Genomic DNA, 25,890 nt, shown 5'->3' with positions numbered 1-25,890 from the left:
GCGATGCCAATGCACGACAAGAAATTCCTCGTGGGACTGATCGGTGCCGACATCCAAATGTCAAAGTCCCCGGCCCTCCACGAAATGGAGGGGCGACGCCAGGGCCTCGATTACCGTTACGAGCTTCTCGACTTCGCCGAGCGAGGCCTTCCCGCCTCCGCGCTGCCGGACCTCCTAGACGAGGAAGAGCAGCGCGGTTTTGCCGGCAGCAACATTACACATCCGTGCAAGCAGACAGTGATCGCCCACCTCAATCGCCTTTCCGAGGATGCAGAGATGCTCGGTGCGGTCAACACCGTGGTCTTCCGCAACGGCGAGAGGATCGGCCACAACACGGATTGGTACGGTTTCTACGAGAATTTCCAGCGCGGCCTTCCGGACGTCGCGAAGTCGCATGCCGTCCTGCTCGGCGCCGGCGGCGCCGGTGTCGCCGTAGCGCATGCCGCCATCAAGCTCGGTATTGAGAGATTATCGATCTTTGACCAGGATTCAAAACGGGCAGAAACCTTGGCTCGGCAGTTGAACGATCGGTTCTCAAGGGATTGCGCGCGTGCCACGACGGATGTCGGCAGCGCCCTGCGCTCCGCGGACGGCCTTATCCACGCGACGCCGACAGGTATGAAGAGCCATCCTGGTTTGCCGATCGATGCGGAATGGCTTCTGCCACGGCATTGGGTGGCCGACATTGTCTATATGCCGCTCGTCACAGAGCTCCTTGCTCTCGCCGAAGGAAAAGGCTGCCGGACCCTTCGGGGCGGCGGCATGACCGTCTACCAGGCAGCAGCGGCTTTCGAATTGTTCACCGGGATAGCACCGGACGCAGAGCGCATGTCCCTTCACTTTACGGACCTATGCCGCCTGTCGGTTTGATGGGGATATCCCAAATGCCGCATATCATCATCGATTATAGCCGGGGCGCAGGCGAGCATGTAGCCATGGACCGACTGACGCTGACCGTGCATCGCTGCGTTCGCGATGGCGGCCTTGTGAAACCTTCCGCCGTGCGCACGCTTGCGCGGGAGGCGACATACTCCTGCGTGGGTGATGAGCATGTCGATCATCATTTCATCCAAATCATCGTGCGGATGGCACCGGGTCGTACTGCAGAAACCAAGCAGAAGCTTCTCACTGCCGTTCTCGAGGCCGCGCGGACGATCGCCGCGCCTGCTCTCGAAGCTGGAAAGCTCGGCTTGCGCGCAGATCTCTACGAGTCGGACCCTGATTTTGCTGTTCAAGCAATCGCGTTCGTCTGACCAGAACAGAGTGCTCAAGAAGGACACTATGCTATGAGTCTGATCTACGTTCTCAATGGACCAAACCTCAATCTGCTTGGCAAACGCCAGCCGCATATCTACGGGCATGAAACGCTCGCAGACGTAGAGGCGGACTGCCGCAAGCTGGCAGCCGAACTCGGCCATGAAATCCGCTTTCACCAGAGCAACCGGGAATACGAGATCATCGATTGGATTCATGAGGCGCGCGAGGACGGTGCAGGCATCGTCATCAATCCGGCAGCCTTCACCCATACCTCACTCGCCATCCTCGACGCTCTGAACACATTCGAGGGGCCTGTGATCGAGATTCACATATCCAATGTGCACAAGCGCGAAAGCTTCCGACACCATTCGTTCGTTTCGCACCGCGCGGACGGCGTGATCTGCGGCCTTGGAACGGAAGGATACCAGCTTGCCATCCGACGCGCGGCGACAATGATCAAGGCGGCGGGCAAGGGCTGAGGTGACCATGACCCAACGGGTTAAGCTGGCCGTAGTTGGGGCAGGCCTCATCGGTAGGCGCCATATTCAGCACGTCCTGGCCGAGCCCTCGGCGCAACTCAGCGCCGTGGTCGATCCCACGCCGGCTGGCGAGACCATTGCCAAGGAAGCCGGCGTGAAGTGGTTTCCAAGCTTCGCAGAAATGATTGCCGCAGACCTACCTGATGGGATCATCGTGGCTACGCCCAACCCGGCTCACGTTCAGAACGGGTTGGAAGCCGTTGAAGCCGGCATTCCTGCACTCATCGAGAAGCCTATCGCCGACGACATTATATCCGGGGAAAAGCTGATCGCTGCGGCTGAGGCAAAAGGTGTTCCTCTTTTGACCGGTCATCACCGCCGACACAATCCGGTGATGCAGAAGGGAAAGGAAATCATCGAAAGCGGAAAGCTCGGCCGCGTTCTTGTTGTCAATGCGATGTTCTGGCTATTCAAACCCGACGACTACTTCGACATCTCGTGGCGTCGTGAGCGCGGTGCGGGGCCGGTTTTCCTCAATCTCATCCACGATGTTGATAGTCTGCGCTACCTTTTCGGCGATGTGGCTGCGGTTCAGGCACGCGAGTCCAACGCGGTGCGCGGCAACGCAGTTGAGGAAACGGCTGTGATCCTGATTGAGTTCAAGAACGGAGTGTTGGGAACTGCGACAGTTTCGGACGCGGTGGTCGCACCGTGGAGCTGGGAGATGACAACCGGAGAGAATCCGGTTTACCCCAAAACCGAGCAATCCTGTTACTTGATCGGAGGAACGCATGGGTCGCTGTCTGTTCCGTCACTCGAGGTCTGGCGCAATCCTGGTAAACGGAGTTGGTGGGAGCCCTTTGACCAAACGCGTATCGAGGTCGACGACGAGGACCCGCTCGTTCTGCAGATCAGGCAATTCTGCAAGGTGATCCGCGGAGACGAACCGCCGCTTGTCAGCGGGCGTGAGGGGCTCAAAACCTTGAGGGTAGTCGATGCGGTGAAACGCTCGGCGGCAACGGGAGAGCGTATCGAGTTGAACTGACGCCTGAGTAATGTGACCGCCTGCTCGCCCTTCGCGTCTCCTTGCATCCGATGCGATGAGACGCCGGCTCAACACCGACGTTAGGCATCGCGCTTCTGGCGGAGGAAATCGTCGCCGCCGCTCTGTCTTCGCCGCCATCGAAACGCGCCTGCTTCGGCAATGACGCAACGCTTCATCGAATTTCTGGGTGACTGCTTGAAGCCGACTTAAGGCAGAAATCAACGTTCGCCTTTACGTGCCTTTTTGTCATTCGGTGCTTGGAGCCGGATGTCCGAAACGGGTCGCACCATGCCGTCTACTAGGTGCCCGTCCAACCACCGTTGTATGGCGGAAACCGGCCATATCCCCGTCATGTGAACGTTGCCGTGGCGGTCGCCGCCTGGATCGAGCCCTGGCCAAGGCGCCGTAGCTCCACATTCCTTGACATCGGGTACTTATCCGAAATTATGCAGGAAAGAAGGATCGCAAGCATGACGGGAATCGCGCTGTCGGGCGTATCAAAGCACTTTGGCGCAGTCGAGGTGATCCGCGACGTGAGCCTGGACATTGAGCCAGGAGAGCTGGTCGTATTTCTCGGTCCGTCCGGTTCTGGCAAGACGACGCTGCTCCGTATGATTGCCGGCCTCGAAAGCATTGACGAGGGCACGCTGACGATCGACGGGGTGCGCTCGGAAAACCTTGCGCCGGGCAGGCGCAACGTTGCGATGGTCTTCCAGAACTATGCGCTTTACCCACATATGACAGTCTCGGAGAACATGGCCTTTGGGCTAAGGAACATTCGGGTCGCGCCGGATGTTATACGCCAACGGATCGCTGAGGCTGCGCGTATCTTGGAGATCGAAGCGCTGCTCCACCGGCGGCCGTCGCAGCTCTCCGGCGGGCAGCGCCAGCGCGTGGCCATCGGGCGGGCGATCGTCAAGGAGCCCAAGGCATTCCTGTTCGACGAGCCGCTCTCCAATCTAGACGCGGCGCTTCGAGCCCGCACACGCGTCGAGCTCGCCGAATTGCATCAGCGTTTGAAGTCGACGATGATCTATGTCACCCACGACCAGGTGGAAGCGATGACGCTCGCCGACCGTATTGTGATCCTCAACAATTGCCGGATAGAGCAGATGGGAAAACCCGTCGAGGTCTATTCACGTCCGGCGTCGCGATTCGTCGCGGCCTTCGTCGGGTCTCCGGCGATGAACATTCTGCCTGTTACGGTTTCGGGCTCAGGCGACAGGCTCAATGCGCGCTTGACGGATGGATCGCTCGTCGAACTTCCGGGCGGGCCCGTCAACATGGATTGGCGCGAACTAGGAGTGCGGCCGGAATCGCTGACTGTAGTCGCGGAGGGCGGGGACGCATTCGCCACGGCCACCGTTGTCGAGCGCCTTGGCGAGCGAACGCTCATCTATGCGCGGCTCGCGGATGGGACGCAGGTGACGGCACAAGATCGCGGGCTTTCGAGCGTCAAACCGGGCGACGCCGTTCGGCTGAAGTTCGACACCACGGCCCTGCATCTCTTCGCCGCGGACGGATCGACCTGGCACGCGCACGCTGACGGGGCCTGAACCCGTCGGGTCTGAATCCGGTTCTGCGCGACGCGTTTTAGCCCTTGATACCTGCCGAGAGCGTTATCGCTTCGGTTACTCGGCGCTGGAAGAAAAGATAGGCCAGCGCCACCGGAAGGCCGGCCAGTACGGCTGCCGACAGCTGGCGCGCGTAGTAGACACCGAAGGCGTCATTGACCTGCGTAATGCCGACGGTGATCGTCATTATCTCGGTGCGGGTCACGGAGAGGAACGGCCACAAAAACGCATTCCACGTCCAGATGAAGCAGACGATCGACAGCGCCGTCGTTACCCCCCAGTTCATCGGCATGTAGATCTTGAAGAGGATCCCGAATTCAGACGCATTGTCCATGACCGCGGCCTCGCGGAAGTCCTTCGGAACCTGATCGAAGAACTGCTTGTACACGATGATAATGACGGGGTGGATAAGCTGCGGTAACATGATTCCGGCCCAGCTGTTGATCAGGCCAAGGTTGGCGACCAGCACGAAATGATTGATGATAAGCGCTGAGATTGGCACCATGAAGGAGGCGAGGATCAGCCACCATAGCGCGATCCGCCCCGGGAACCGCAACTGCGAGATCGCGTAGCCGCACAGCATCGAGATGAAGATGGTGATGACCGTTACGCCGACCGCGACCGCCACCGAATTGACGTACCAGGCACCGATCTGTGTGGTGGTCAGGGCGTCAATGTAGTTCTCCAGCGTCGGCGTCTCGGGCCAGAGTTCGATGTAAGGCCGGACCACCTCGTCGTCCGGTTTGAGCGATGAGATCACACCCCAATAGAGCGGGAACGCCCATAGGATGGCCCAGACGAGCGTCAGTGCCGTGATTATCCCGCCCCAAAAGTTCCAGCGTTGCGCAGCCATGACGTTCATCGGCGCCGCCTTTCGGCGAACCGGAGCAGTTGGAATTGCAGGACCGAGACGACGACCACAAGGACGAAGAGGGTGACGGCGACAGCCGCCGCCCTTCCTCCCTGGTTCTGCTGGAAGGCCTTCTGGAAGACGTAGTAGACGAGCACCATGTTATCATTCGGCCGTCCGCCGATCGAGAACAGATAGACCTGATCGAAGATCTTGAGCTGCAGGATGAGTTGGATGGTTAATACCAGCGAGGTGATCGGCCATAGCAGTGGCCAGGTGATGCGCCGGAACGTGGTCCATCGCGTCGAGTTGTCGAGCGCCGCGGCTTCGTAGATCTCCGCCGGTATTGACCGCAGTCCGGCGAGGAAGAGGAGGATCGAGAAGCCCGCGGTCCACCAGATCGTCACCCCGGCCACCGCCGGCAAGAACCAGAGGCGCGACTTGAAGACCGGTACGCGCGGGATTCCCAGCCAGTCCAGCGCATGCATCGCGATCCCGAACTGGAAATTCAGCGTCCAGTCCCAGATCAGATAGACTACGGACACTGGCAGGATGTAGGGCAGGAAGAACAGCGCCAGAACGATCGCCTGGAACCGGCCCTTGAGGCGCGACACGCCAAGCGCGATCAACAGCGCGATGAGCGTTCCGGGGACTACCGTCATCAGCACGAAGTAAGCGGTGTTCCAGACCGCACGCCGGAACATCGGGTCGTTGTCGAGCCGCAGGTAGTTGTCGAGACCAACCCACCGACCCGCGCCGATCAGCGGCGCATCGGTGAAGGAGATGCGGAACATCTGGACCGTCGGATAGACGAACGCCAGCAGGTAGATCGCCATGAAGGGAGCGACCAGCACCAGCGCGACCAGACGTTCAGTGCGGGAGTTGCGAAGCATGGCTCTTCCTCAAATATGACTGGGACCGCTCTCGACAGGACGGTCCCAGCCTTTGAGCCCTACATGCTGTTCAGCTCTTCCTTGATGGATTTCACCGCCTCGCCGGGCTCCATCTCTCCATTGAGGGTCGGCACGAAATAATTGGACATGATGTCGAAGATCGGCCCGGCAACACCAGCCTTAGGCGACTTCGGATCGAAGATCATGTTGGCCGTCAGCGTCGAGTAGGTCGCGTTGGGCTCCATTGCCTTGTATTCGGCCGTCTCGGTGACTGGCTTGTATGCCGGGATGTGGCCTGCCGTGGCCCAGAACAGCGAGTGCTTGTCCATCCATGAGATCACCTCGAGAACGGCGGCACGCTTTTCCGGGCTGATCTCCTTGCCCTTGTTCTTCGGGATTGCGAATGAGTGGCTGTCCGCATAGGTGCAGGGCTTGTCGAAGATCACCGGGATCTCGACGGCGCCCCAGTCGAACAGCTTGCCTTGCTTGGCAAGGTCGGTCATCGTGGGAACTTCCCAGACGCCGTTGATCATCATTGCGGCCTTGCCCGAGGTGAATAGGGCGACGGTTGCGGGATAGTCCGTGTAGGTCGACTGCAGCCCGGCCTTCGTCCACCCTTGCAGAACCGCTAGCGCCCTCGCCAGCTTTTCGGGATTGTCGCCGGCGAGGAACTCGTTGCCCGTCAGAAGCTCGCCGCCTTGCTGACACACCAGCGAATAAATGGTGCGGTACATGAAGTTGCCGTCGGCGGTGACGCTGCCCAACGGGAACTCGACGCCGGCATCCTTCAACTTCTGCAGTGTCGCGGTAAATTCCTCCTTGTTGCCCATGCCCACGGGACGGCCGTCGCCGCCGAGCACGCCTGCCTTCTTCAGGAGGTCGCGATTGTAGTACAGGACGATTGGATGGGTATCGAGCGGCACTGCGTATTGCTTGCCGTCGACCGTCACGGCGCCCATCGTCGTCTGGGCGAAGTCCGAGGCCGAGAGGCCCATCTTGCTCATGTCGTCGGCGGTGATTTCTTCGAGAATGTCCTGGCTCACCGCCAAGGGGATGCGGCTGGCATGATAGGTCATGACGTCTGGCGCCTCACCGACCGCGACCGAGGTCTGCACCTTCGCGTAGAAGGGCGTTCCCCACTCCAGCGTCGTGGCGTCGATCTTGATCTTGCCGGCGTGGGCGGCGTTGAAGTCGGAGATCATCTGCTTCATGCGCACACCGTCACCGCCGCCGAGGAAATCCCACCATGCGACGGTTTCTTCGGCCTGGGCCGCGACGACCCAGAATCCTCCGGCCGCAACCACCGCTATGGCCATCATCTTGCGAAAGTTCATCTCAGCTTCCTCCCGAGTACGGCGGTTAGATCCACCTTGAACATTTCAATGCTACACCAAACCAAACCGCCCGCAACGGATTTTACGGTATATATCTGATGGTCGGATATTAACTCAGAGCGTCACGCGCACCATCGAGTAGGAGTGCGGCGGCAAAGTCAGCCTCATTCCCTTGCCGCTGAGCGCTGCTCCGTTGCCTTTGACCGGCGATACGTTATCCGGCGCGTCCTTCGTGTTGCAGGCCTCGAGATCGTCGTGACGGATGATCGTATGCTCGATGGACTTGGCGGCGAACCGCTCGAGGGCGACGTCGGCCTCTATCGTCTCGGACCCATGCCGGTTGATTGCGAAGAAGGTCAGCGTGCCGGCGTTCGAATCGTGCACGCCTGCAATGTCGAGCCATGGCACCTTGTCGGCCGCGGCCGCGTCATAGGTAGGCACCTCGACCGCGAGTTGCAGCGCGGTGCCGCGGCCGTGCCTGGAGGCCAGCATAAAAGGCCAATAGATCGTTTGCCGCCAGGCGGTGCCGCCGGGATCGGTCATGATCGGCGCGATAACGTTCACCAATTGCGCAATGCAGGCGATGCGAACAATATCCGACCGACGGATGAAGGTGTTGATGATGCAGCCGACCTGCAGCACGTCCTCGAAATTGTAGATGTCTTCCAGAAGCCTGGGCGCTTCCGGCCAGTCCCAGCCGCGCATCCGCTCGGCGTCCCGCTTGCGCTGATGGTACCAGACGTTCCACTCGTCGAAGGAGATCTTCACGTCCCGCTTCGAGCGGGTCTTGGCCTTCACATAGTCTATAATGCCTGCGACCGTGCCAATGTAGCGGTCGAGCTTGGCCGGAAGAGCGAGATATTCGGCCGTGTTCTTTTCGTAGTTCTCGAAATACATGTGGAGAGAGATGTAGTCGACCTGCTCGTAGGTCGCTTCCAGCACGGTTGCTTCCCACTGCGGATAGGTCGGCATATTGGAATGCGACGAGCCGCAGACGACCAGTTCCACCGTCGGGTCGAGGCCGCGCAGCGCCTTGGCGGTCTCGTTGGCGAGATGACCGTATTCTTCCGCCGACTTGTGGCCAACCTGCCAGGGACCGTCCATTTCATTGCCGAGACACCAGAGGCGGCAGTTCCAGGGTTGCGCTCGTCCGTTCTTGGCCCTGAGGTCGGACCAGTAGCTGCCGCTCGGGTGGTTGACGTATTCAACGAAGGCCCGCGCCTCGTCGAGGCCGCGGGAACCGAGATTGACCGCAAGCATCATCTCGGTGCCGGCCTTTTCGGCCCAGTCGGCGAATTCGTGGATTCCAACCAGGTTCGGCTCCGTGGTGCGCCAGGCAAGATCGAGCCGCCGCGGGCGGTTCTCCTTTGGGCCTATGCCGTCTTCCCAATTGTAGGCGGAAACGAAGTTGCCACCCGGGTAGCGGCAGATCGGAGTGTCGAGCGCACGCACCAACTCGATCACGTCCTTGCGCATCCCCTGTGCGTCCGCTTGTGGATGTCCGGGCTCGTAGATGCCCGTATAGACCGCTCGGCCAAGATGCTCGAGAAACGAGCCGTAAAGACGTTTGTCGATATCCGCGACGGCATAGGCCGCGTTCGCCGTGACTCTGGCCTTCATGATCCCTCCCACTGCGGATTATCAATCTGACTTTCCGGTCTATATCCGGATCCTCGGATCAGTTAATGGCGGAGTTCGTTCGCCCGTCAAGGGCCTAAGATGCCGTCAAGCCTTCAGCAGGCGCAGAACGATGTCGTTGCTGTAATTGCCGAAGCCGCTGCCGAAGATATTTATGCCGCCGGGGTGACGCGCATCTTCCTTCACGCCGATTCGTATCCGGATCGAGCGGTGCCGCCCAAGCTCCAGATCAGCCAGCGAGCATTTGGAAACCTTATCATTGTTGCGATAGGTGCCATTGTTCGTGACGCGCCAGTGTGCGAGGTCACCATACTGCGATCCGGCCAGCTTCCACCAGCCGGGCGTATGCTTGCCGCGCTTGTCCCCATAGTCGGCCGGCGCCGTCCAGGTATCTATCTCGTGTCCGTTGATCGCTACCGTGATGTCTGATGGCCAATCCTTCGATGTGCCCGGCACCTCCGACGAAAGCTCCATCGCTAGTTCCAACCCGCCGACTTTGACATTGGCAAGCGCCGCATTGTTGGGAAACTGGTATTCAACGAAGCCGCGCGTGAACCACAGCAGCCCTGCCCGCATACGGTCAGGATCGAGGAAGGTGTCGGGCACATCGAGAAGTCCGATGACGCCGTCCTTTGAACACAGGCCGCAGGGAGCGGAAACTTCGCATCTCGTATAGAGTCCAAGCGGCATCGCCACTTCTATGACGCCGAGATCCTGCGCCGGGGTGCGGTCCTTAAAGACGACAACCAACTCGGAGAAGGTCGAATAGCAAACCTTCTGGCTTCCCTTGCGCGCCTTCTGTGATTTCGTCTCGATCAAACCTACATCGACAAGAACCTGGATGTTTGCGGAAATCGTCGATTGCGGAAGATCCAGTTCTTCGGCCACTTGATTGACGTTTTTCGGCCCCTTGCGGTGCAGCAGATCGAGAATCCGGACCCGGACCTCGCTCGCGAGGCTCTTCAACAAGTCAAGCCGCTCAAGCGGATCGACAACCATGATTTCATTCGACATATGGCCCGCACTCGTCACACGGGGTTATGTATCAGCAGATCAGATACAAATAAAGACGGTGGCGTTATGAATTGACCCCCCTAGCTGGCGTATCTTTCGTAGCGACTTCGTCATTCAATAGTTGACCAGCACGGCCACCACGGCGGCGTCGCCTGCGTTGACCAGTCCGGGGAAATGCCTGGCCGTCAGCATGCCCATGCACTTGGCAAAAGCGTCGCGGAACTTCTCATGCGCCGTTTGAAACGTGAAACGCGCGCGCCCCAGAACGGCTCGTCTTGCCGACAGGGATCATTGAGCGCGGATCCGTTGGTCCGCCTGCATCGATCCGTCGCGTGCCAATCTGGGCGGCGATCTCGCACGCGAAGAGGAGGCCCTCCGCGGGATCGCGAAACGGCAAACCGAACAGTCGTCCCGCCGAAGGCCCCTGCCCGATCATCTGCCGCGTGAGAAGGTGCTGGTCGGCCAATATTGCCCCCATGCACGGCTCTATCGGCAGTCGCAGATCTCCGTCCGCCCTGTCGTCGACCTTCCTCGTTAGACGCTAGCCGGCCTCCGTCCACCACATTCTGATTAGTCCACTGACCCGTTCGGTGGTAAGGCTCTTGGAAGGTGCCCCACTACCGCGATGAGCAACCCTCTCCTGTCCTGCCAACCGTTTGATGTCAGCGCCTCTTCCAGGCCTTGGGGGATGCCCCCTGAGCGACATCTAAGCCTTCCGAGGTAGCTCCGATTTTGAGCCGATGTGCTGCGCTCCGGTGAATTTAGTGTAAGCCAAACCACGATAATCTTGAGAAAAAACCGATACTAGGGCACAATTTGCGAACGGAAGTGGACAGCTATCTCAAGTCCGACCCTGTTGCGCCGGGCGACAGTTCGCGTCGGAGGAGCGGCGTCGATGGATCAGGGGTTCTTTCTTCTGTTCGCGGCGGCGTCCGTAGTCGCGGCTCTGACCTTGGTCTTGGCGCGGAACCCAGTTCACAGCGCATTGGCGCTGATGGCGTGTTTCCTTCAGATATCGGCGATCTTCGTCTTGCTCGAGGCGCCGTTGCTCGCAGTCATCCAGATTTTTGTCTATGTCGGCGCGATCATGGTCCTGTTCCTATTCGTGATCATGATGATTGATGTACGCGAAGCGGTGTTGCAGCGGTTCTTGCCGGGCAGCAATCTGCCTGCCCTGGTGCTGCTCGTCTTGCTCGGGGTCGAGATGCTTGTACTGGTGCTCAGGAGCGATCGCTATTCGGTCGCCAAGCCCGTCGCAATGCGCACCAGCGGTGAGGTCAGGCAGCTCAGCACAACGCTTTTCGCAGACTATCTCCTACCGTTTGAAGTCGCCTCCATCATCCTGCTGGCGGCGCTGGTAGGCGCCATCGTGCTGGCGCGGAAGGAGCCGCGGTGATGGTGCCGCTGTGGTGGTATGTCGTGCTCGGAGTGGTCCTGTTCGTAATCGGAGCGGGGGGCGTACTGCTCAGGCGCAATATTTTGGTCGTGCTGATGTCTCTGGAACTGTTGCTCAATTCGGTCAACATCAATTTTATCGCTTTCGGGCATTACTACGACGACTTCCGCGGGCAGATATTTGCAATCTTCGTCATCGCAATCACTGCGGCGGAGGTTGCCGTTGCCCTTGGTATCTTGGTCGCCCTCGCGAGGAACAAGTCCACTCTCAAGGTCGACGAAGTGACCATTATGAAAGGATAGCCGGTGATATCGATCCGGCCACTGCTTGCCGTCGCCGTCGCAATTCTTGCGGCTCTTGCAGTACTCCTTCTAGATAAGCGCGAGAAACTTCGCGATGCCGTCTCGCCGTTGGCCGCGATCGCCATGTTCGCAATTGTCGCCTCGATGGCGCCCACGGTGCTGGCGGGCGGGACAATCGATTTGCGCCTGTTCGAAATTCTGCCAGGGATCGACTTCGCTTTCCGCGTCGATGCGCTCGGCATGGTGTTTGCCACCGTCTCGTCGCTGCTGTGGATCGTGGCGTCGATCTATTCCATCGGTTACATGCGGCACTTGAATGAGCATGCGCAGACCCGGTTCTTCGCCTGCTTCGCCGCCAGTCTCGCAGCAGCCGCCGGCGGCGCCTTCGCCGCCAACCTGTTCACGCTGGTAATCTTCTACGAGGCGCTGAGCCTTGTGACCTATCCGCTTGTCTACCACCATGAGGACGAGGAGGGATGGGCGGGCAGCCGCAAGTACCTCGTCTATTTGATGGGCGCGTCAAAAAGTGTGCTTCTGGCCGCGCTTGCGTTGACTTACCAGATTGCAGGGTCGCTCGACTTTGTGGCGGGGGGACTGCTGGCGAGGGTCGACGCATCGGCGTCGCTGCTGACCATCATCTATTTCTGCTACCTCTTCGGCTTCGCCAAGGCCGCGGTGATGCCGATGCACGCCTGGCTGCCTGCCGCGATGGTGGCACCGACACCGGTAAGCGCGCTCCTGCATGCGGTGGCCGTCGTCAAGATGGGTGTGTTCTGCGTGCTGCGCGTGGTGTTCCATGTCTTCGGCGCAGGGCTGGTGGGGGGACTGGGGCTTGGCATCGTTACGGCCTATATCGTCTCGTTCACGATCCTGATGGCGTCCATCTACGCCCTGACGCGGGACGATCTGAAGGCTCGGCTCGCCTATTCGACGGTCAGCCAACTCTCCTACGTCCTGCTGGGCGCGGTTCTGCTGTCACCCGTCGCGATGGTCGGGGGCATCATCCACATCGCGGCGCATGCCTTCTCGAAGATCACGCTGTTTTTCTGCGCCGGTTCGATCTACTGCGCGTCCGGCAAACGCAACATCAGCGACATGGCCGGCATCGGCCGCAGGCTGCCCTGGACGATGGGAGCGTTCTTCGTCGGCTCGCTCAGCATGATCGGCGTGCCGCCCGCGGCGGGCTTCATCAGCAAGTGGTATCTGGCGCTCGGCTCTGCGGAGGCCGGGCAGACCCCGTTCCTTATCGTGCTCCTGATAAGTTCCGTCTTGAACGCCGCCTACTTCCTGCCGATCAGCTATGTCGCCTTCTTCGGGACGGAGGCGCGGGAATGGCCGGCGACCGTTCGTGAAATTCCAATGTTGACGATCCCGCTGGTCGCGACCGCCATCCTGTCGGTGTTGATGGGCATCTTCCCGGACTATTTCCTTGCCCTGGCGGAAAGGATCGTCAGATGATCAAGCGCGTCGTCGATTTCTTTGGCGATCATAGATATGCGACGCGTCGTCGCCGGCTATTCTATCTGGTGCTCGTCCTGGTCGCCGTGGCCGACTTTCTGGTCTTCCGCGACCACGCCGAATACCTGTGGGACCGGCTGCCTGGCTGGTCTGCTTTCTATGGCTTCGGCTCCTGCGTGCTTCTGATCTTCGTGTCCAAGTTTCTTGGCCATCGGTGCGGGCTGATGCGGCGCGAGGACTATTATGACTGACTTCGTCCATCCCGGCCTGCTGTTCATTCTCGGCGCGCTTCCCCTTCCCTTCCTAAGAGGGTCCGTCCGCAAGGCCTATGTGCTGCTGATCCCGACGCTGGCGATCCTCGCCGTGCTGACGATGCATCCCGGCAGCTACGGCGCGGCTCGGTTCATCGGGCAGCAAATCATAATTGCGAAGGTCGACAAGCTAAGTGTCCTCTTCGCCACCGTTTTCAGCATCATGGCATTGATCGGCACGGTCTATGCATTGCATCTGACGCGCGCAGGCCAGCATGTGGCGGCGTTCGTCTACGTCGGCAGCGCGCTCGGCGTCGTGTTCGCCGGCGATTATCTGACCCTGTTCCTGTTCTGGGAAGGTATGACGTTTGCCTCCGCCTACCTGGTCTTTGCCCAGCGCGGCGAGCCGGCATTCCGTGCTGGTTTCCGCTACCTCATGGTCCATGTCACCGGCGGCGTCGTTCTGCTCGGCGGCATCATTCTCCGTGGGTTCGCCACCGGTTCGCTGCTCTTCGGTCCGGTCGAAGGGGGACTGGACTTCGGCACCTGCCTGATCCTTGCCGGGTTCCTGCTCAACGCCGCTGTGCCTCCGCTGAACGCCTGGCTGACCGACGCCTACCCGGAAGCGACCGTCACCGGGGCCGTATTCATGAGCGCCTTCACCACGAAGACCGCTGTCTATGTGCTGGCGCGCGCGTTTCCGGGGACCGATCTTCTCGTCTGGCTCGGCACAGTGATGGCGCTTTACGGGGTCATCTACGCGGTGCTGGAGAACGATTGCCGGCGGCTCCTGGCGTATCACATCGTCAGCCAGGTCGGCTACATGGTGGCAGGCATCGGCATCGGGACCGAGATGGCGGTGAACGGCGCCGTCAGCCATGCCTTCGCACATATCCTCTACAAGGCGCTCCTCTTCATGGGCGCCGGGGCGGTGATCCATGTCACGGGGCGGCGCAAGCTCACCGAACTGGGAGGGCTCTACAAAACCATGCCGGTAACGGTTGCGCTCTACATGGTTGGCGCCTTTGCGATCTCGGCATTCCCGTTCTTCTCTGGCTTCGTGACCAAGTCGATGGTGGTGGCCGCCGCCGGACAGGATCATCGCGCGCTGGTGGTGCTGGCGCTGACGATGGCGTCGTCAGGGACCTTCCTGCACACCGGCCTCAAGCTCCCCTACTACATGTTCTTCGGCAAGGACCAAGGACTGGAGGCGCGAGAACCGCCGCGCAACATGCTGGTTGCGATGGGCATGGCGGCCGTGCTCTGCATTGCGATCGGCGTATTCCCCCAGACGCTCTATGCGCTTCTGCCTCATCCGGTCGACTTCGAACCCTACACTGCCGTCCACATCACCGAGAGCCTCGGCGTGCTGATGTTCACCGCCTTGGGCTTCGTCATGTTCCTCAAGGCGCTCGACCCCGAGAATACGATCAGCATCGATACAGACTGGTTCTACCGCATGGGCGCGCGGCACTTCATGTGGCTCGCCGAAAAACCGCTGGCGCGCTACGAGAAGGCGGTGAGCGACGTCTCCGAAACCGCGGCGCTGCCCTTCCTGCACGGGGCGGCACAGGCAGGCCTGCGGATCGATCTCCACGGCGTTGATGCGCTCGTGAACGGCGTCGCCCGCGCGATCATTCGAGGCGGCGGGCTACTGCGGCGGCTCCAGAGCGGCGTCGTCACCAACTACGCGCTGGCGATGATCGCAGGTGTGATCGCGGCCATCGCGGTATTCGCTGCGGCGTGGCGGTAGAGGGCGCCATGGCGGTCCCCCTGCTTAGCCTCATCGTCTTCACGCCAGCCGTCGGGGCAACGGCGCTGATGTTTATCCGCAATGACGATGTGGTGCGGTGGACGGCACTGGGTGTCACGATCCTCGACTTCGCGCTTTGTATCGCCATGTTGAGCGGCTTTGACACCTCTACCTACGGGATGCAGTTCACAGAGACGCGCCCATGGGTGCCCACGCTGGGCATCACTTACGCACTTGGTATTGACGGGATCAGCGCGCTCTTCGTGTTCCTGACCGCGTTGTTGGGCTGGATCTGCGTGCTCGCCTCGTGGACTGCGATCGACCGCAAGGTGAAGGAGTTCATGGTCAGCCTGCTGGCAATGCAGGCGCTGATGCTGGGCGTGTTCTGCGCGCTGGACCTGTTCCTGTTCTACGTCTTCTGGGAGGCAATGCTGATCCCGATGTACGTAATCATCGGCGTCTGGGGTGGCGACGGCCGGATCTATGCAGCATTCAAGTTCTTCCTCTACACGCTGGCAGGCAGCCTCATGTTCCTGATCGGTGTCATCGTGCTCTATTTCCACGGTGGCGAGACCTTCGATATCCGCACCCTGATGGCGCAGGATTTGCCGTTCCAGGTCCAGTCATGGCTGTTTTTTGCCTTCCTGATCGCCTTCGCGGTCAAGGTGCCGATGGTCCCGGTTCATACCTGGCTGCCGGACGCTCATGTGCAGGCACCGACGGCCGGCAGCATCATCCTCGCCGCTGTGCTCCTGAAGATGGGCGCTTACGGGTTCCTGCGGTTCTCGCTGCCAATGTTGCCTCAGGCGACGGCGCATTATTCGACGCTGATGCTGGTCCTGTCGGCGGTAGCTATCGTTTATGGCGGCTTGCTCGCCCTGGCGCAGGACGATCTGAAGAAGCTGGTGGCCTATTCCAGCATCAGCCACATGGGCCTGGTGACATTGGGAATTTTCACGCTGAACCTGCGTGGGCTCGAGGGCGGCATCCTACAAATGTTCAATCACGGCGTAACGACGGGAGCGTTGTTCCTGTTCGTGGGCCTTATCTACGAGCGGACCCATACCCGCAGCATCGCGGATTACGGCGGGCTGATGAAGGTGGCGCCGGTCTATACGGCGCTTCTTGCACTGTTCGCCTTGTCATCTATGGCGCTGCCGGGAACGAATTCTTTCGTGGGCGAGTTGCTGGTCCTGTCGGGCGCGTTCGCCGCCAACCTGGCTATCGGCGGTGTCGCCGTGCTGGGGGCCTTGCTGGGAGCGGCCTATCTGCTTGGCATGTACAGGAAAGTCGCGCTTGGCCCGGCCAGCGTTGGCTTGCGGTTCAAGATCCGCGACGTGAACGCCCGCGAGATGGCGGCGATCCTGCCGTTGGCCGTTTTCGTTGTTTGGATCGGACTCTATCCGAAGCCCTTTCTCGGAATCATCGACGCCTCGGTGGGGCATCTTCTGGCGCAGGTGCACGGCAAGGGGGGCGCCCAATGACCGCCGCCTTGCTTTTCCAGTCGATCCTGGCGAGCCTGCCCGAGATCGTGGTGGTTACCGGGGCCTGCATCCTGCTGATCCTGGGGCAGCTTGTGCGCAAGGAGCAGGAACATTTCCTTGTCTGGGCTTCAGTCGCGATCGTGCTGATTGCCGCCGTTGCAACACTCATGCTGGCTGACGAGGTGCGGCCGGCTTACTCGGGCATGTTCATCGCCGACCGCTTCGCGGTCTTCTTCAAGGTCGTGTTCTACCTGGCTACAGTTCTGACATTCCTTCTTTCGCGAAGATATGCCGAGATCGAGAGGATCGGGAGCAGTGAATACTATGTACTGCTGCTCCTGGCGCTTTCGGGAATGATGATCATGGCCTCGGCGATCGACCTCCTGTCGATCTATGTAGGCCTCGAACTGATGGTGCTCTGCACCTATGTGCTGACCGGTTTCCTGCGGCGGCAGCAGCGGTCGAACGAAGCGGCGCTGAAATTCGTGATCCTTGGCGGGGTCTCGACCGGGATTTTCCTTTACGGCGTTTCGCTGGTCTACGGGCTCGTCGGCACCACGCAGTTGGACAGGATGGCTGCGGCGGCGACCGGTGGTCCGCTCGATCCCGGATTGCTTCTGGCCGTGGTCTTTATCGTCGCGGGGCTGGCATTCAAGGTCGGCGCCGTGCCGTTCCATATGTGGGTACCGGACGTCTATGAAGGCGCGCCGACGACGATCACCGCCTTCATGTCGGTGGGGCCCAAGGCAGCGGGCTTCGCCGTGATCCTGCGGGTGTTCCTCAACCCGCTGGTCGCAGCCTCGAACGCCTGGATCATCGTCGCGGTCATTGCAGCCGTGACAATGGCGCTAGGTAGTTTCGTGGCGCTGGTGCAGGACAATTTCAAGCGCCTTCTGGCCTATTCCAGCATCGCCCATGCCGGGTTCGCCATGTTCGGTGTGGCGGCCGGCGGTGCGGACGGAGTGGCCAGCGTGATGCTCTATTTGCTGATCTATGCATTCATGAACCTCGGCATCTTCGGCACCGTGATCATGATGCGGAACGGCGATTTCTCGGGCGAGGTCATCGACGACTACGCTGGCTTCGCCAAGTCGCATCGCGGGCTGGCGCTTCTGATGCTGCTTTATCTGTTTTCGTTGGCCGGCATCCCGCCGACAGCCGGGTTCTTCGCCAAGTTCTACGTGCTGGTCGCGCTCGTCGAGCGGGGCTTCGTCATGCTGGCGGTGATCGCAGTGCTGCTGAGTGCCGTTGCTGCTTACTTCTATATCCGCATCGTGATGGTGATCTACATGCGCGAGCCGGAAGGCGCGTTCGTGCCGGCGCTGACGCCCTCGGTCCGCGCCACGCTCGCCTTCACCGCTGCAGGCACCATCGGCATCGGCCTATTTCCGGCGTGGTTTCTAAGGCTTGCCCAACATGCAGCAACCAGCGGCTGATCGATTGGATTTGCAATGATCCAATCGTCGGAATACTCTGGCGAACTAGAAAGGAATGCCCTTGTCGCTTCCAGGGCGCCCGCATCACCGGCCTCAAGGCGTCGGTGGCGGCCTGAGCAAAGCCCGCGGCGGGTGACCGGGGCTGTGCGACGTGACCGGAATGGAGTTCCTGCCGGTACTGTTCATGGTCGCCGGAATTGTTCTGGTGGCGACAGCTACCCTTTTTGTTTCCTCGCTGCTGCGCCCGTCCAATCCCTACCCCGCAAAGAACATGCCCTACGAATGCGGCATGGACCCGGCTGGTGAGGCCGCCGGCGGCCGCTTCAGGGTGCAGTTCTTCATCCTCGCGATCCTGTTTGTCGTCTTCGATGTCGAGACGATGTTCCTGTTTCCCTGGGCCGTCGTCCTGAAGGAAATCGGGCCGGTCGGCTATGTCGAGATGTTCGTCTTCATATTGCTGCTTCTCGTGGGCTTCGCCTACGCCTGGCTGAAGGGAGCGCTGGAATGGGAGGTGTAAACAACGCCATCCGCGACAGTGTCCTGTTCACCACGGCCGACAGCCTGATCAGCTGGGGCCGGAGGTCGGCGCTGTGGCCGGAGACCTTCGGCATCGCCTGCTGCGCCATCGAGATGATCTCGGCGGGCTGTGCCCGCTACGATCTCGACCGCTTCGGCGTGGTGTTCCGGCCTTCGCCGCGCCAGTCCGACGTGATGATCATCGCCGGCACCATAACGCGGAAATTCGCTCCCGTGGTGCGCCGGCTCTATGACCAGATGCCGGAGCCTCGCTGGGTCATCGCCATGGGCACCTGCGCGATCTCGGGCGGTGTCTACAACACCTATGCGGTGGTGCAGGGAGCCGAGACCTTCGTGCCGGTGGACGTGCATGTGCCCGGCTGCCCGCCACGGCCCGAGGCGCTGATGCACGGCTTCCTCCTGCTTCAGGAGAAGATCAAGAAATCCAGGGCGCTGGCAGGGGCGCCTGCGGAACGGGCCGCAGTGCCATGAGCGTGGAGACACCCCTCATCCCTGCCCTGATCGTGGAACGCTTCGGCGGGACGATCGAGCAGCTTGGTTTCTCGCACGGGGTTCACGCTTTCGCCGCTCCGCCTGGCATGATCGTCGAGCTTTGCCGGTTCCTCAAGGAACACCCGGCGCTGCGGTTCGATTTCCTGTCCGACATCTGCGGGGTCGATCACTACCCAGAAGCACCGCGCTATGAGGCGGTGTACCACCTCTTTTCGCTGCCGAACAAATGGCGTGTGCGGATCAAGTGCCGCCTCGGCGATCCGCCGCGGGTTCCGTCGGTGACGGGGGTCTGGCGCACCGCCAACTGGCATGAGCGCGAGGCCTGGGATATGTACGGGATCAGGTTCGAAGGCCACCCCGACCTGCGCCGGATCTATATGTGGGAAGGGTTCGAGGGCTTCCCGCAGCGCAAGGACTTTCCGCTCCGCGGCTACAAGGACAAGCTGAACCCGTTCGGCGCAGAGGGTCCGCCGCCGACGCAGCCCGACCTTGCCACCAAGGACATTCCACAGGGAGGCCGTTCCACACCCGGGACTTGAGATGACCGAAGTCACGGAACTGAGCCGGCCGGAAGCCGATACGCCCAACACCAGGGAGGTGCTTCTCAACCTCGGCCCACAGCATCCCAGTACGCATGGCGTGCTGCGGCTCGTCCTCGAACTGGATGGCGAATATGTCGCGCGCGTGGACCCGCATATCGGCTACCTCCACCGCGGCACCGAGAAACTGGCCGAGAGTTTCGCCTACACCCAGATTTTTCCGCTGACCGACCGGCTGGACTACCTCTGTCCACCCTCGAACAACCTGGCCTTCGCGCTTGCGGTGGAGAAGCTCCTGGGCATCCAGGCACCTGTCCGCGCGCAATATATCCGCGTGCTGATGGCGGAACTGGCGCGAATTTCCGGCCATCTCCTGATCACCGGCGCGCTTCCGATGGACCTGGGCGCCATGACCGCGCTGCTTTACGCCATGCGCGAGCGCGAAATGATCATGGACCTGCTGGAGATGATCAGCGGGGCGCGGATGCACACCTCATTCTGCCGGGTCGGCGGCGTGCGCGAGGACCTGCCCGATGGGTTCTTCCCTAAGATCCGAGAGTTCTGCGACATCTTCCCGAACCGGATCCGCGACTATGAACGGTTGCTCGACAGCAATCGGGTGTTCCTGAAACGCACGCAAGGGATCGGTGTGATTTCGCCCGAAGACGGCATCGATCTCGGCCTGAGCGGCCCGAACCTGCGCGCCTCGGGCGTCGACTGGGATATCCGCCGCGACGAGCCTTACGAAATTTACGACCAGCTCGATTTCAGGGTCATCACCAGGCAAGAGGGCGATTGCTATGCACGCTGGCGATGCCGGGTCGAGGAAATGCGCGAGAGCGTCCGGATCATCGAGCAATGCCTCGACCAGATGCCCGACGGGCCGTTCCAGATCGACATGCCGACAATCGCCTTCCCGGTGGACAAGGACCGGGTGCACTGTTCGATGGAGGCGCTGATCCAGCATTTCGACCTGTCGGCCTATGGCTTCAAGGTGCCGAAGGGCGAGGTCTATTCGGCGATCGAGGCGCCAAAGGGCGAGCTCGGCTTCTACATCGTCAGCGACGGGTCGCCGAAACCGTTCCGCATGAAGGTGCGGTCACCCTCGTTCGTCAACCTTCAGGGACTCTTCGGGGTCACCAACGCGCGCTATCTGGCGGATATGATCGCCGTGCTCGGCAGCCTCGACCCCGTGATGGCGGAGGTGGACAAGTAGCAGAGGATCTGGACGCGATGACCATGCGCGAAAAAATCGAAGAGGCGGCGGCGCGATATCCCGACCAGCGCTCGGCGATCATGCCCGCGCTTCTGATTGCGCAGAGGGAACATGGCCATCTGCCCGGCCCGGTGCTGGAAGAGGTCGCCGACATCCTCGGCGTCGAGCGTATCTGGGTCTACGAACTGGCGACCTTCTACACCCTCTTCCACACCGAGCCGGTCGGCATTTTCCACCTGCAGCTCTGCGACAACGTTTCCTGCATGCTGCGCCGATCCGAAGACCTGCTGAGGCACCTGGAGGAGGTGCTCGGGATCAAGAAAGGCGGCACGACCCCGGATGGGCTGTTCACGCTTTCGACCGTCGAATGCCTCGGTGCTTGCGAGATGGCCCCGGTGATGCAGGTCGGCGACGACTATCACGGCAACCTCGACATCGCGCGGATCGACGCGCTCCTGGACAGGCTGCGCGCAACGGTGCGGCGAGCGACAAGCGCCGATCTCGCCGCCGCAGGGCCGCCGGGAGAATAGCGCCATGTTCGAACCGGTCCTTCTCAAGAACGTGGACGCGCCGGATGGCCATCTGCTGTCGACCTATGAGGCCGGCGGCGGCTACAAGGCGTTGGCCAAGGCCCTGCGGGAGCACACGCCCGACGAGATCATCGACCTTGTCAAGAAATCCAACCTGCGCGGTCGCGGCGGAGCCGGATTTCCTACAGGAATGAAATGGAGCTTCGTGCCCAAGCGTGCCGGCAAGCCGAAATACCTGTGCTGCAACGCCGACGAAGGCGAGCCGGGCACCTTCAAGGACCGGATCATCATGGAGCGTGACCCGCACCAACTGATCGAGGGCATGGCGATCTCCGCCTACGCGATAGGAGCGGAAACCGCCTATGTCTATGTCCGCGGGGAATACACGCTGGCGATCGCGCGGCTGGAGCAGGCGATCGCCGAGGCTCATGCGAAGGGTTATCTGGGAACGCGTATCCTGGGCTCGGATTTCAGCTTCGCCGTGCACATCCATTGCGGAGCCGGCGCCTATATCTGCGGCGAGGAGACCGCGATGCTCGACTCGCTCGAAGGCAAGCGGGCGCAGCCGCGCCTGAAACCGCCGTTTCCGGCGGTCGAAGGACTCTACGCCAGCCCGACCGTTATCAACAACGTCGAGACGCTGGCCTGCGTCCCGCATATCGTGGTGCGAGGGGCCGACTGGTTCCGCGGTATCGGACCGGACAAGAGCCCCGGCCCAAAGCTCTATTGCCTCAGCGGACAGGTGCGCAAACCTGGCCTTTACGAGCTGCCGATGGGGATACCGCTGCGCGAACTGGTCTGTGATCATGCCGGCGGGCCGCTGCCAGGGCGCCAGCTCAAGGCGGTGATCCCAGGCGGGGTCTCGGCGCCACTGATCCCGGAGCGCGGGCTGGACGTCGGGATGGACTTCGACTCGTTGGCCGCTGCCGGCTCGATGCTCGGCTCGGCCGGGGTGATCGTGATCGACGACTCGACCTGCATCGTCAAAGTCGCCACTCGGATCATCGAGTTCTTCCACCACGAGTCCTGCGGCAAGTGCACCCCCTGCCGCGAAGGGTTGAACTGGGTCGTCAAGGTGCTGCGCCGGCTCGAGGCGGGCCAAGGCGAGCCGGGCGATCTGGAACAGTTGGGGGCGCTCTGCAAGGGCATTTTCGGTAACACGTTCTGCGCTTTGGGCGATGGCGCGGCAATGGGCCTGCGGGCAGCACTGGCCCATTTCGAAGATGAATTCGTCACGCACATTGAGGAGCGGAGGTGCCCGTTTCACTGAAGAGGGCGCAACGAGAGGACCGCGAGGAAGCCATGGTTCGCGTGACAATCGATGAACGAACGCTGGAAGTGGAGGCGGGCTCCACGGTGCTCCAGGCCGCCGAGCGTCTGGGCATCGACATCCCGACCTTCTGCTACCTGAAGCGGCTGCCGGCGCTAGCCTCCTGCCGCATGTGCCTGGTGGAGATTGAGGGGCAGCGGCGGCTGCAGCCTGCTTGCGCCACCGCGATCACCGACGGCATGGTGGTGCACACGAACACGCAGCTGATCGACGAGACGCGCTCTTCCATGCTCGACATGCTGCTTGCCAATCACCCACTCGACTGCCCGATCTGCGACAAGGGGGGCGAGTGCGAGCTTCAAGACATGGTGATGGCATACGGTCCCCGCGCAAGCCGGTTCCGCGATGCCAAGCGTGTGTTCCACTCCCACGACATCCGTCTCAGCCCGGTCATCATCATGAACGTCAACCGCTGCATCCAGTGCCAGCGCTGCGTCCGGATGTGCGAAGAAGTCGTCGGCGCGGTCGCCCTGGGCACCGTTGAAAAAGGCATGGATACCGCTGTCACTGGCTTCGAGGGCAGTCTCGCGAGTTGCGACCAATGCGGCAATTGCGTCGAGGTCTGCCCGGTCGGCGCGCTGATGAGCTTCCCCTATCGCTACAAGGCGCGGCCCTGGGATCTGGTCGAGACCGACACGGTCTGCCCGCATTGCGGCACCGGCTGCCAACTGACCGTCGGTACACGCAAGGGCGAGTTCATGCGGGTCCGCTCGAAGGTGGAGCACGGGGTCAACCGCGAAACGCTCTGCGTGCGCGGGCGATTCGGCCTCGACTTCGTCGGCAGTCAGGATCGGATCAAGCGGCCGATGATCCGTCGTGGCGGGGTCCTGGTCCCGGTTTCATGGGACGAAGCGGGCGACTACCTCCGCCGGCGGCTGTCGGCCGTCGCCGGCAAGGTTGCGGGCGGGCTGGCCTCGCCGCGCCTGCCCAACGAGGTGCTTTATCAATTCCAGAAGCTGATGCGGACGGCATTCCGGACCAACAATATCGACTGCTCCTCGCGCTGGTCCACGCCCTTTGACGCGCTCGGCCCGTTGGTAGCCTCCTTCTACACGCGAGCGCCGCTGGAGGAGGTAATCGGCAACGACTGTGTGCTTGTAGTCGGCGGCAACGTGACGGACGAAAACCCTGTCACCGAATATTTACTGCGAGACTGTGCACGGCGTCGACAGACCGGCTTACTCATGCTCTCGGCGCGGCCATCCCGCCTCGACGCCGATGCGCGGGCGGTCGTTCGCGTGCCGCCAGGCGGTGAGGCTCAGGGCCTTGCCGCAGTGGTGAGCGGACTGGGGGCGGCTGGTCAGGCATTGCCGGGCGACGTTTTTGCGGACATCGGCGTGAAAACCGGCCGGCCAGCAGCGGCCGCCGACAGTGACGATCCGGACCGCCTGGCCGCAGCGCTGCTGGAAGGCCGGAGCGCCACTGTGCTTGTCAGCGCCGACCTCTTGAGATCACCCCGGGCGCGCGCGACGTTGTACCAGCTCAACAACCTTTTGCAGGTCCTGCGCGCACTCGGTAAGGGCCTGGCGATGCAGTTCCTCTTCGACCGTGCCAATCAACTGGGCGCCTGGGACATGGGCGTACTGCCGACGGCGCTGCCGGGGTTGCGCGCGCTCGCCGATGATGCGGCACGCGCAACGCTCGAACGGGCTTGGGGCGCCGAAATCCCGTCTGAACCGGGCGCGGATTTCGACGCCATGCTCGAGCTTTGTAACGGGAAGCGAGTGGGTGCGCTCTATATCGCCGGAAGCGACCCAATGATGTCCTGTCCCGACCGGAAATTTGTGCAGCGGGCGCTTCGTGCCGCCGATCTCCTGATCGTGCAGGACGCGTTCCTCACGGATACGGCGGGCCTCGCAGATGTCGTGCTGCCGGCAGCGAGCTATGGCGAGGAATCCGGCACGTTCACTAACAACGAAGGCCGGACCCAGAAGGTCTGCAAATTCCGCGAATCCGCCCTCGAGGCGCGGGACAATCTGGCGATATTCGACTTCGTTGCGGTGCTTCGCGGACATGCGTTGCGGCCATCGATCCAAGGCGAAGTCTTCGGCGAGATTGCCCGGCTGGTTCCGGCCTACCAGGGGTTGACGCAGGACGGATTTGGTCCCGACGGAGCATTTACGAAGGCGGCCCTTGCACCGCCGGCAGGCGAGTTCTTCGCCCCCCCGCCAGCCCCCATTGCCGCCGGCGGGCTCATGCTGATCACCGGCAACTGCTTGTTCCACAACGGATATCTTTCCGAGCGCTCTGATATCCTGAGCACGGTCGCGGATGACCCATATGTCGAGATGAGCGCGCCGGATGCAGCCCAGCTTGGCCTTGCGGATGGCGATCAGGTGGTCGTGCGATCGGCCCAGGGCGAACTGACGGCGAAGCTCAAGGTCAACAAGCGTTTTCCCAACGGCCTCGTGTTCGTTCCCGAGAACTACAGATCCATGCGTCTCAACAGCCTGCTGCGGCGGGGCGAATACCCATGCCCGGTGGAAGTTGAAATGGCGCACGCGGCTTTCGAGATCGCCACTCTCGCCGGCGTCGGGGCGTGGCCTGGCAATCCGGGCTGAGGCACCACGGGTTCCCCGGCGTCCTGCCCCCTGCGCCTTGACCCGGCGGTCAGTGATAACCGGTCCCGGCAATGTAATCGTGCAGCACCTGCTCGTTGCTCATCAATTCTTCGAGGCGGTGCTTGACCACGTCGCCGATGCTCACCACGCCGACAACTGTGCCGCCATCCATGACCAGCACATGGCGCGTGCGCTGATTGGTCATGATCGCCATCACCGAGGGCAGCATATCCAGTGTCGAGCAGCTCGCCACACCGCGGTTCATGATCTCGGCGACCCGCATCATGGGCGCGTTGGTTCCGTGCTCGGCCACTGCATTGCAGCAGTCCCGCTCCGACAGCGTGCCTAGGCAATCCCCGGGGAAACGGCTGACGACCACGAAGCCGATGTTGTTCTCCCGAAACAGCCGCAGCACTTCCACCATCGTCTGGCTTGGAGCGACCGAGACGACCTCGGGAGCCTTGCTCTTCAAGATTTGGCAGACCAGCATCTGAGCCTCCTGTCTGCGCGCTCCGGCTTGC

26 protein-coding genes are annotated in these 25,890 nt (G+C 61.5%); 19 read left to right on the top strand and 7 right to left on the bottom strand.

Going from position 1 to position 25,890, the window contains the following annotated elements:
- Nucleotides 1-9: 9 nt before the first annotated feature.
- The 5 genes from EJ070_RS18525 (at nucleotide 10) to ugpC (ending at nucleotide 4,337) form a co-directional block, all read left to right on the top strand.
- Nucleotides 10-870 carry a shikimate dehydrogenase gene (locus tag EJ070_RS18525; protein ID WP_189349920.1) on the top strand — a complete coding sequence of 287 codons (861 nt, stop codon included), beginning with the start codon at nucleotides 10-12 and terminating at the stop codon, nucleotides 868-870.
- Nucleotides 871-884: 14 nt separating this feature from the next.
- Nucleotides 885-1,253 (top strand): 5-carboxymethyl-2-hydroxymuconate Delta-isomerase, encoded by a 369-nt coding sequence (locus EJ070_RS18520; RefSeq protein WP_126092641.1) that lies wholly within the window; start codon nucleotides 885-887, stop codon nucleotides 1,251-1,253.
- 33 nt (nucleotides 1,254-1,286) lie between these two features.
- Nucleotides 1,287-1,736, top strand: coding sequence for a type II 3-dehydroquinate dehydratase (gene aroQ / locus EJ070_RS18515; protein WP_126088218.1), 450 nt, complete (start codon nucleotides 1,287-1,289; stop codon nucleotides 1,734-1,736).
- A gap of 7 nt (nucleotides 1,737-1,743) precedes the next feature.
- On the top strand, nucleotides 1,744-2,781 hold the full coding sequence (locus EJ070_RS18510) for a Gfo/Idh/MocA family oxidoreductase (protein ID WP_126092640.1): 1,038 nt from the start codon (nucleotides 1,744-1,746) through the stop codon (nucleotides 2,779-2,781).
- 470 nt (nucleotides 2,782-3,251) lie between these two features.
- On the top strand, nucleotides 3,252-4,337 hold the full coding sequence (gene ugpC / locus EJ070_RS18505) for a sn-glycerol-3-phosphate ABC transporter ATP-binding protein UgpC (RefSeq protein ID WP_126095811.1): 1,086 nt from the start codon (nucleotides 3,252-3,254) through the stop codon (nucleotides 4,335-4,337).
- 37 nt (nucleotides 4,338-4,374) lie between these two features.
- Here the strand turns inward: ugpC and EJ070_RS18500 are convergent, their stop codons facing one another.
- The 6 genes from EJ070_RS18500 to EJ070_RS18475 form a co-directional block, all read right to left on the bottom strand.
- Nucleotides 4,375-5,217: a carbohydrate ABC transporter permease gene (locus EJ070_RS18500; protein WP_126092639.1), complete on the bottom strand. Its 843-nt coding sequence runs from the start codon at nucleotides 5,215-5,217 to the stop codon at nucleotides 4,375-4,377.
- Nucleotides 5,214-6,098, bottom strand: coding sequence for a sugar ABC transporter permease (locus EJ070_RS18495; protein WP_126092638.1), 885 nt, complete (start codon nucleotides 6,096-6,098; stop codon nucleotides 5,214-5,216). Before EJ070_RS18495 ends, EJ070_RS18500 begins: the two co-directional genes overlap by 4 nt.
- A gap of 59 nt (nucleotides 6,099-6,157) precedes the next feature.
- Nucleotides 6,158-7,432 carry an extracellular solute-binding protein gene (locus EJ070_RS18490; RefSeq protein WP_126092637.1) on the bottom strand — a complete coding sequence of 425 codons (1,275 nt, stop codon included), beginning with the start codon at nucleotides 7,430-7,432 and terminating at the stop codon, nucleotides 6,158-6,160.
- A gap of 114 nt (nucleotides 7,433-7,546) precedes the next feature.
- On the bottom strand, nucleotides 7,547-9,052 hold the full coding sequence (locus EJ070_RS18485; RefSeq protein WP_126092636.1) for an alpha-N-arabinofuranosidase: 1,506 nt from the start codon (nucleotides 9,050-9,052) through the stop codon (nucleotides 7,547-7,549).
- A 105-nt stretch (nucleotides 9,053-9,157) separates the two neighbouring features.
- The gene (locus tag EJ070_RS18480; protein ID WP_126092635.1) at nucleotides 9,158-10,084 is read right to left on the bottom strand and encodes a transcriptional regulator; all 927 of its coding nucleotides are present in this window, start codon (nucleotides 10,082-10,084) and stop codon (nucleotides 9,158-9,160) included.
- Between the two features lie 226 nt (nucleotides 10,085-10,310).
- Nucleotides 10,311-10,550: a hypothetical protein gene (locus EJ070_RS18475; protein ID WP_126092634.1), complete on the bottom strand. Its 240-nt coding sequence runs from the start codon at nucleotides 10,548-10,550 to the stop codon at nucleotides 10,311-10,313.
- 429 nt (nucleotides 10,551-10,979) lie between these two features.
- On the opposite strand from EJ070_RS18475, the gene EJ070_RS18470 reads away from it, so the two are divergent.
- From EJ070_RS18470 to nuoG, 14 genes are all read left to right on the top strand, one after another.
- On the top strand, nucleotides 10,980-11,480 hold the full coding sequence (locus EJ070_RS18470; protein WP_126092633.1) for an NADH-quinone oxidoreductase subunit J: 501 nt from the start codon (nucleotides 10,980-10,982) through the stop codon (nucleotides 11,478-11,480).
- Nucleotides 11,480-11,782: an NADH-quinone oxidoreductase subunit NuoK gene (gene nuoK, locus EJ070_RS18465; protein WP_126095810.1), complete on the top strand. Its 303-nt coding sequence runs from the start codon at nucleotides 11,480-11,482 to the stop codon at nucleotides 11,780-11,782. The genes EJ070_RS18470 and nuoK overlap by 1 nt, the downstream gene beginning before the upstream one ends.
- Nucleotides 11,783-11,785: 3 nt before the next feature.
- Nucleotides 11,786-13,240, top strand: coding sequence for a monovalent cation/H+ antiporter subunit D family protein (locus tag EJ070_RS18460; RefSeq protein ID WP_126092632.1), 1,455 nt, complete (start codon nucleotides 11,786-11,788; stop codon nucleotides 13,238-13,240).
- Nucleotides 13,237-13,491: a hypothetical protein gene (locus tag EJ070_RS18455; protein WP_126092631.1), complete on the top strand. Its 255-nt coding sequence runs from the start codon at nucleotides 13,237-13,239 to the stop codon at nucleotides 13,489-13,491. Before EJ070_RS18460 ends, EJ070_RS18455 begins: the two co-directional genes overlap by 4 nt.
- Nucleotides 13,484-15,244 carry a Na(+)/H(+) antiporter subunit D gene (locus EJ070_RS18450; RefSeq protein WP_126092630.1) on the top strand — a complete coding sequence of 587 codons (1,761 nt, stop codon included), beginning with the start codon at nucleotides 13,484-13,486 and terminating at the stop codon, nucleotides 15,242-15,244. Before EJ070_RS18455 ends, EJ070_RS18450 begins: the two co-directional genes overlap by 8 nt.
- 8 nt (nucleotides 15,245-15,252) lie before the next feature.
- Nucleotides 15,253-16,728, top strand: coding sequence for an NADH-quinone oxidoreductase subunit M (locus EJ070_RS18445; RefSeq protein WP_126092629.1), 1,476 nt, complete (start codon nucleotides 15,253-15,255; stop codon nucleotides 16,726-16,728).
- Entirely contained in the window at nucleotides 16,725-18,164 is a 1,440-nt protein-coding gene (locus EJ070_RS18440) for an NADH-quinone oxidoreductase subunit N (RefSeq protein WP_126092628.1), read from the top strand. Before EJ070_RS18445 ends, EJ070_RS18440 begins: the two co-directional genes overlap by 4 nt.
- Before the next feature lie 151 nt (nucleotides 18,165-18,315).
- Entirely contained in the window at nucleotides 18,316-18,681 is a 366-nt protein-coding gene (locus EJ070_RS18435) for an NADH-quinone oxidoreductase subunit A (RefSeq protein ID WP_126092627.1), read from the top strand.
- Nucleotides 18,669-19,172, top strand: coding sequence for an NADH-quinone oxidoreductase subunit NuoB (gene nuoB, locus EJ070_RS18430; RefSeq protein WP_126092626.1), 504 nt, complete (start codon nucleotides 18,669-18,671; stop codon nucleotides 19,170-19,172). The genes EJ070_RS18435 and nuoB overlap by 13 nt, the downstream gene beginning before the upstream one ends.
- On the top strand, nucleotides 19,169-19,732 hold the full coding sequence (locus tag EJ070_RS18425; RefSeq protein ID WP_126092625.1) for an NADH-quinone oxidoreductase subunit C: 564 nt from the start codon (nucleotides 19,169-19,171) through the stop codon (nucleotides 19,730-19,732). The genes nuoB and EJ070_RS18425 overlap by 4 nt, the downstream gene beginning before the upstream one ends.
- A gap of 1 nt (nucleotide 19,733) precedes the next feature.
- Nucleotides 19,734-20,948 carry an NADH dehydrogenase (quinone) subunit D gene (nuoD, locus tag EJ070_RS18420; protein ID WP_126092624.1) on the top strand — a complete coding sequence of 405 codons (1,215 nt, stop codon included), beginning with the start codon at nucleotides 19,734-19,736 and terminating at the stop codon, nucleotides 20,946-20,948.
- A gap of 17 nt (nucleotides 20,949-20,965) precedes the next feature.
- The gene (nuoE, locus tag EJ070_RS18415; RefSeq protein ID WP_126092623.1) at nucleotides 20,966-21,478 is read left to right on the top strand and encodes an NADH-quinone oxidoreductase subunit NuoE; all 513 of its coding nucleotides are present in this window, start codon (nucleotides 20,966-20,968) and stop codon (nucleotides 21,476-21,478) included.
- 4 nt (nucleotides 21,479-21,482) lie between these two features.
- Nucleotides 21,483-22,748 carry an NADH-quinone oxidoreductase subunit NuoF gene (nuoF, locus tag EJ070_RS18410; RefSeq protein ID WP_126092622.1) on the top strand — a complete coding sequence of 422 codons (1,266 nt, stop codon included), beginning with the start codon at nucleotides 21,483-21,485 and terminating at the stop codon, nucleotides 22,746-22,748.
- Nucleotides 22,749-22,780: 32 nt separating this feature from the next.
- A complete protein-coding gene (gene nuoG / locus EJ070_RS18405; protein ID WP_126092621.1) occupies nucleotides 22,781-25,369 on the top strand; it encodes an NADH-quinone oxidoreductase subunit NuoG in 2,589 nt (862 codons plus the stop codon).
- A gap of 49 nt (nucleotides 25,370-25,418) precedes the next feature.
- Here nuoG and EJ070_RS18400 read toward each other — a convergent pair whose 3' ends face one another.
- The gene (locus EJ070_RS18400) at nucleotides 25,419-25,859 is read right to left on the bottom strand and encodes a CBS domain-containing protein (RefSeq protein ID WP_126092620.1); all 441 of its coding nucleotides are present in this window, start codon (nucleotides 25,857-25,859) and stop codon (nucleotides 25,419-25,421) included.
- Between the last annotated feature and the right edge of the window lie 31 nt (nucleotides 25,860-25,890).

It is taken from the genome of Mesorhizobium sp. M1E.F.Ca.ET.045.02.1.1 (genome assembly GCF_003952485.1).
GTDB lineage: Bacteria > Pseudomonadota > Alphaproteobacteria > Rhizobiales > Rhizobiaceae > Mesorhizobium.
This window is presented reverse-complemented; position numbering and strand designations above follow the sequence as displayed.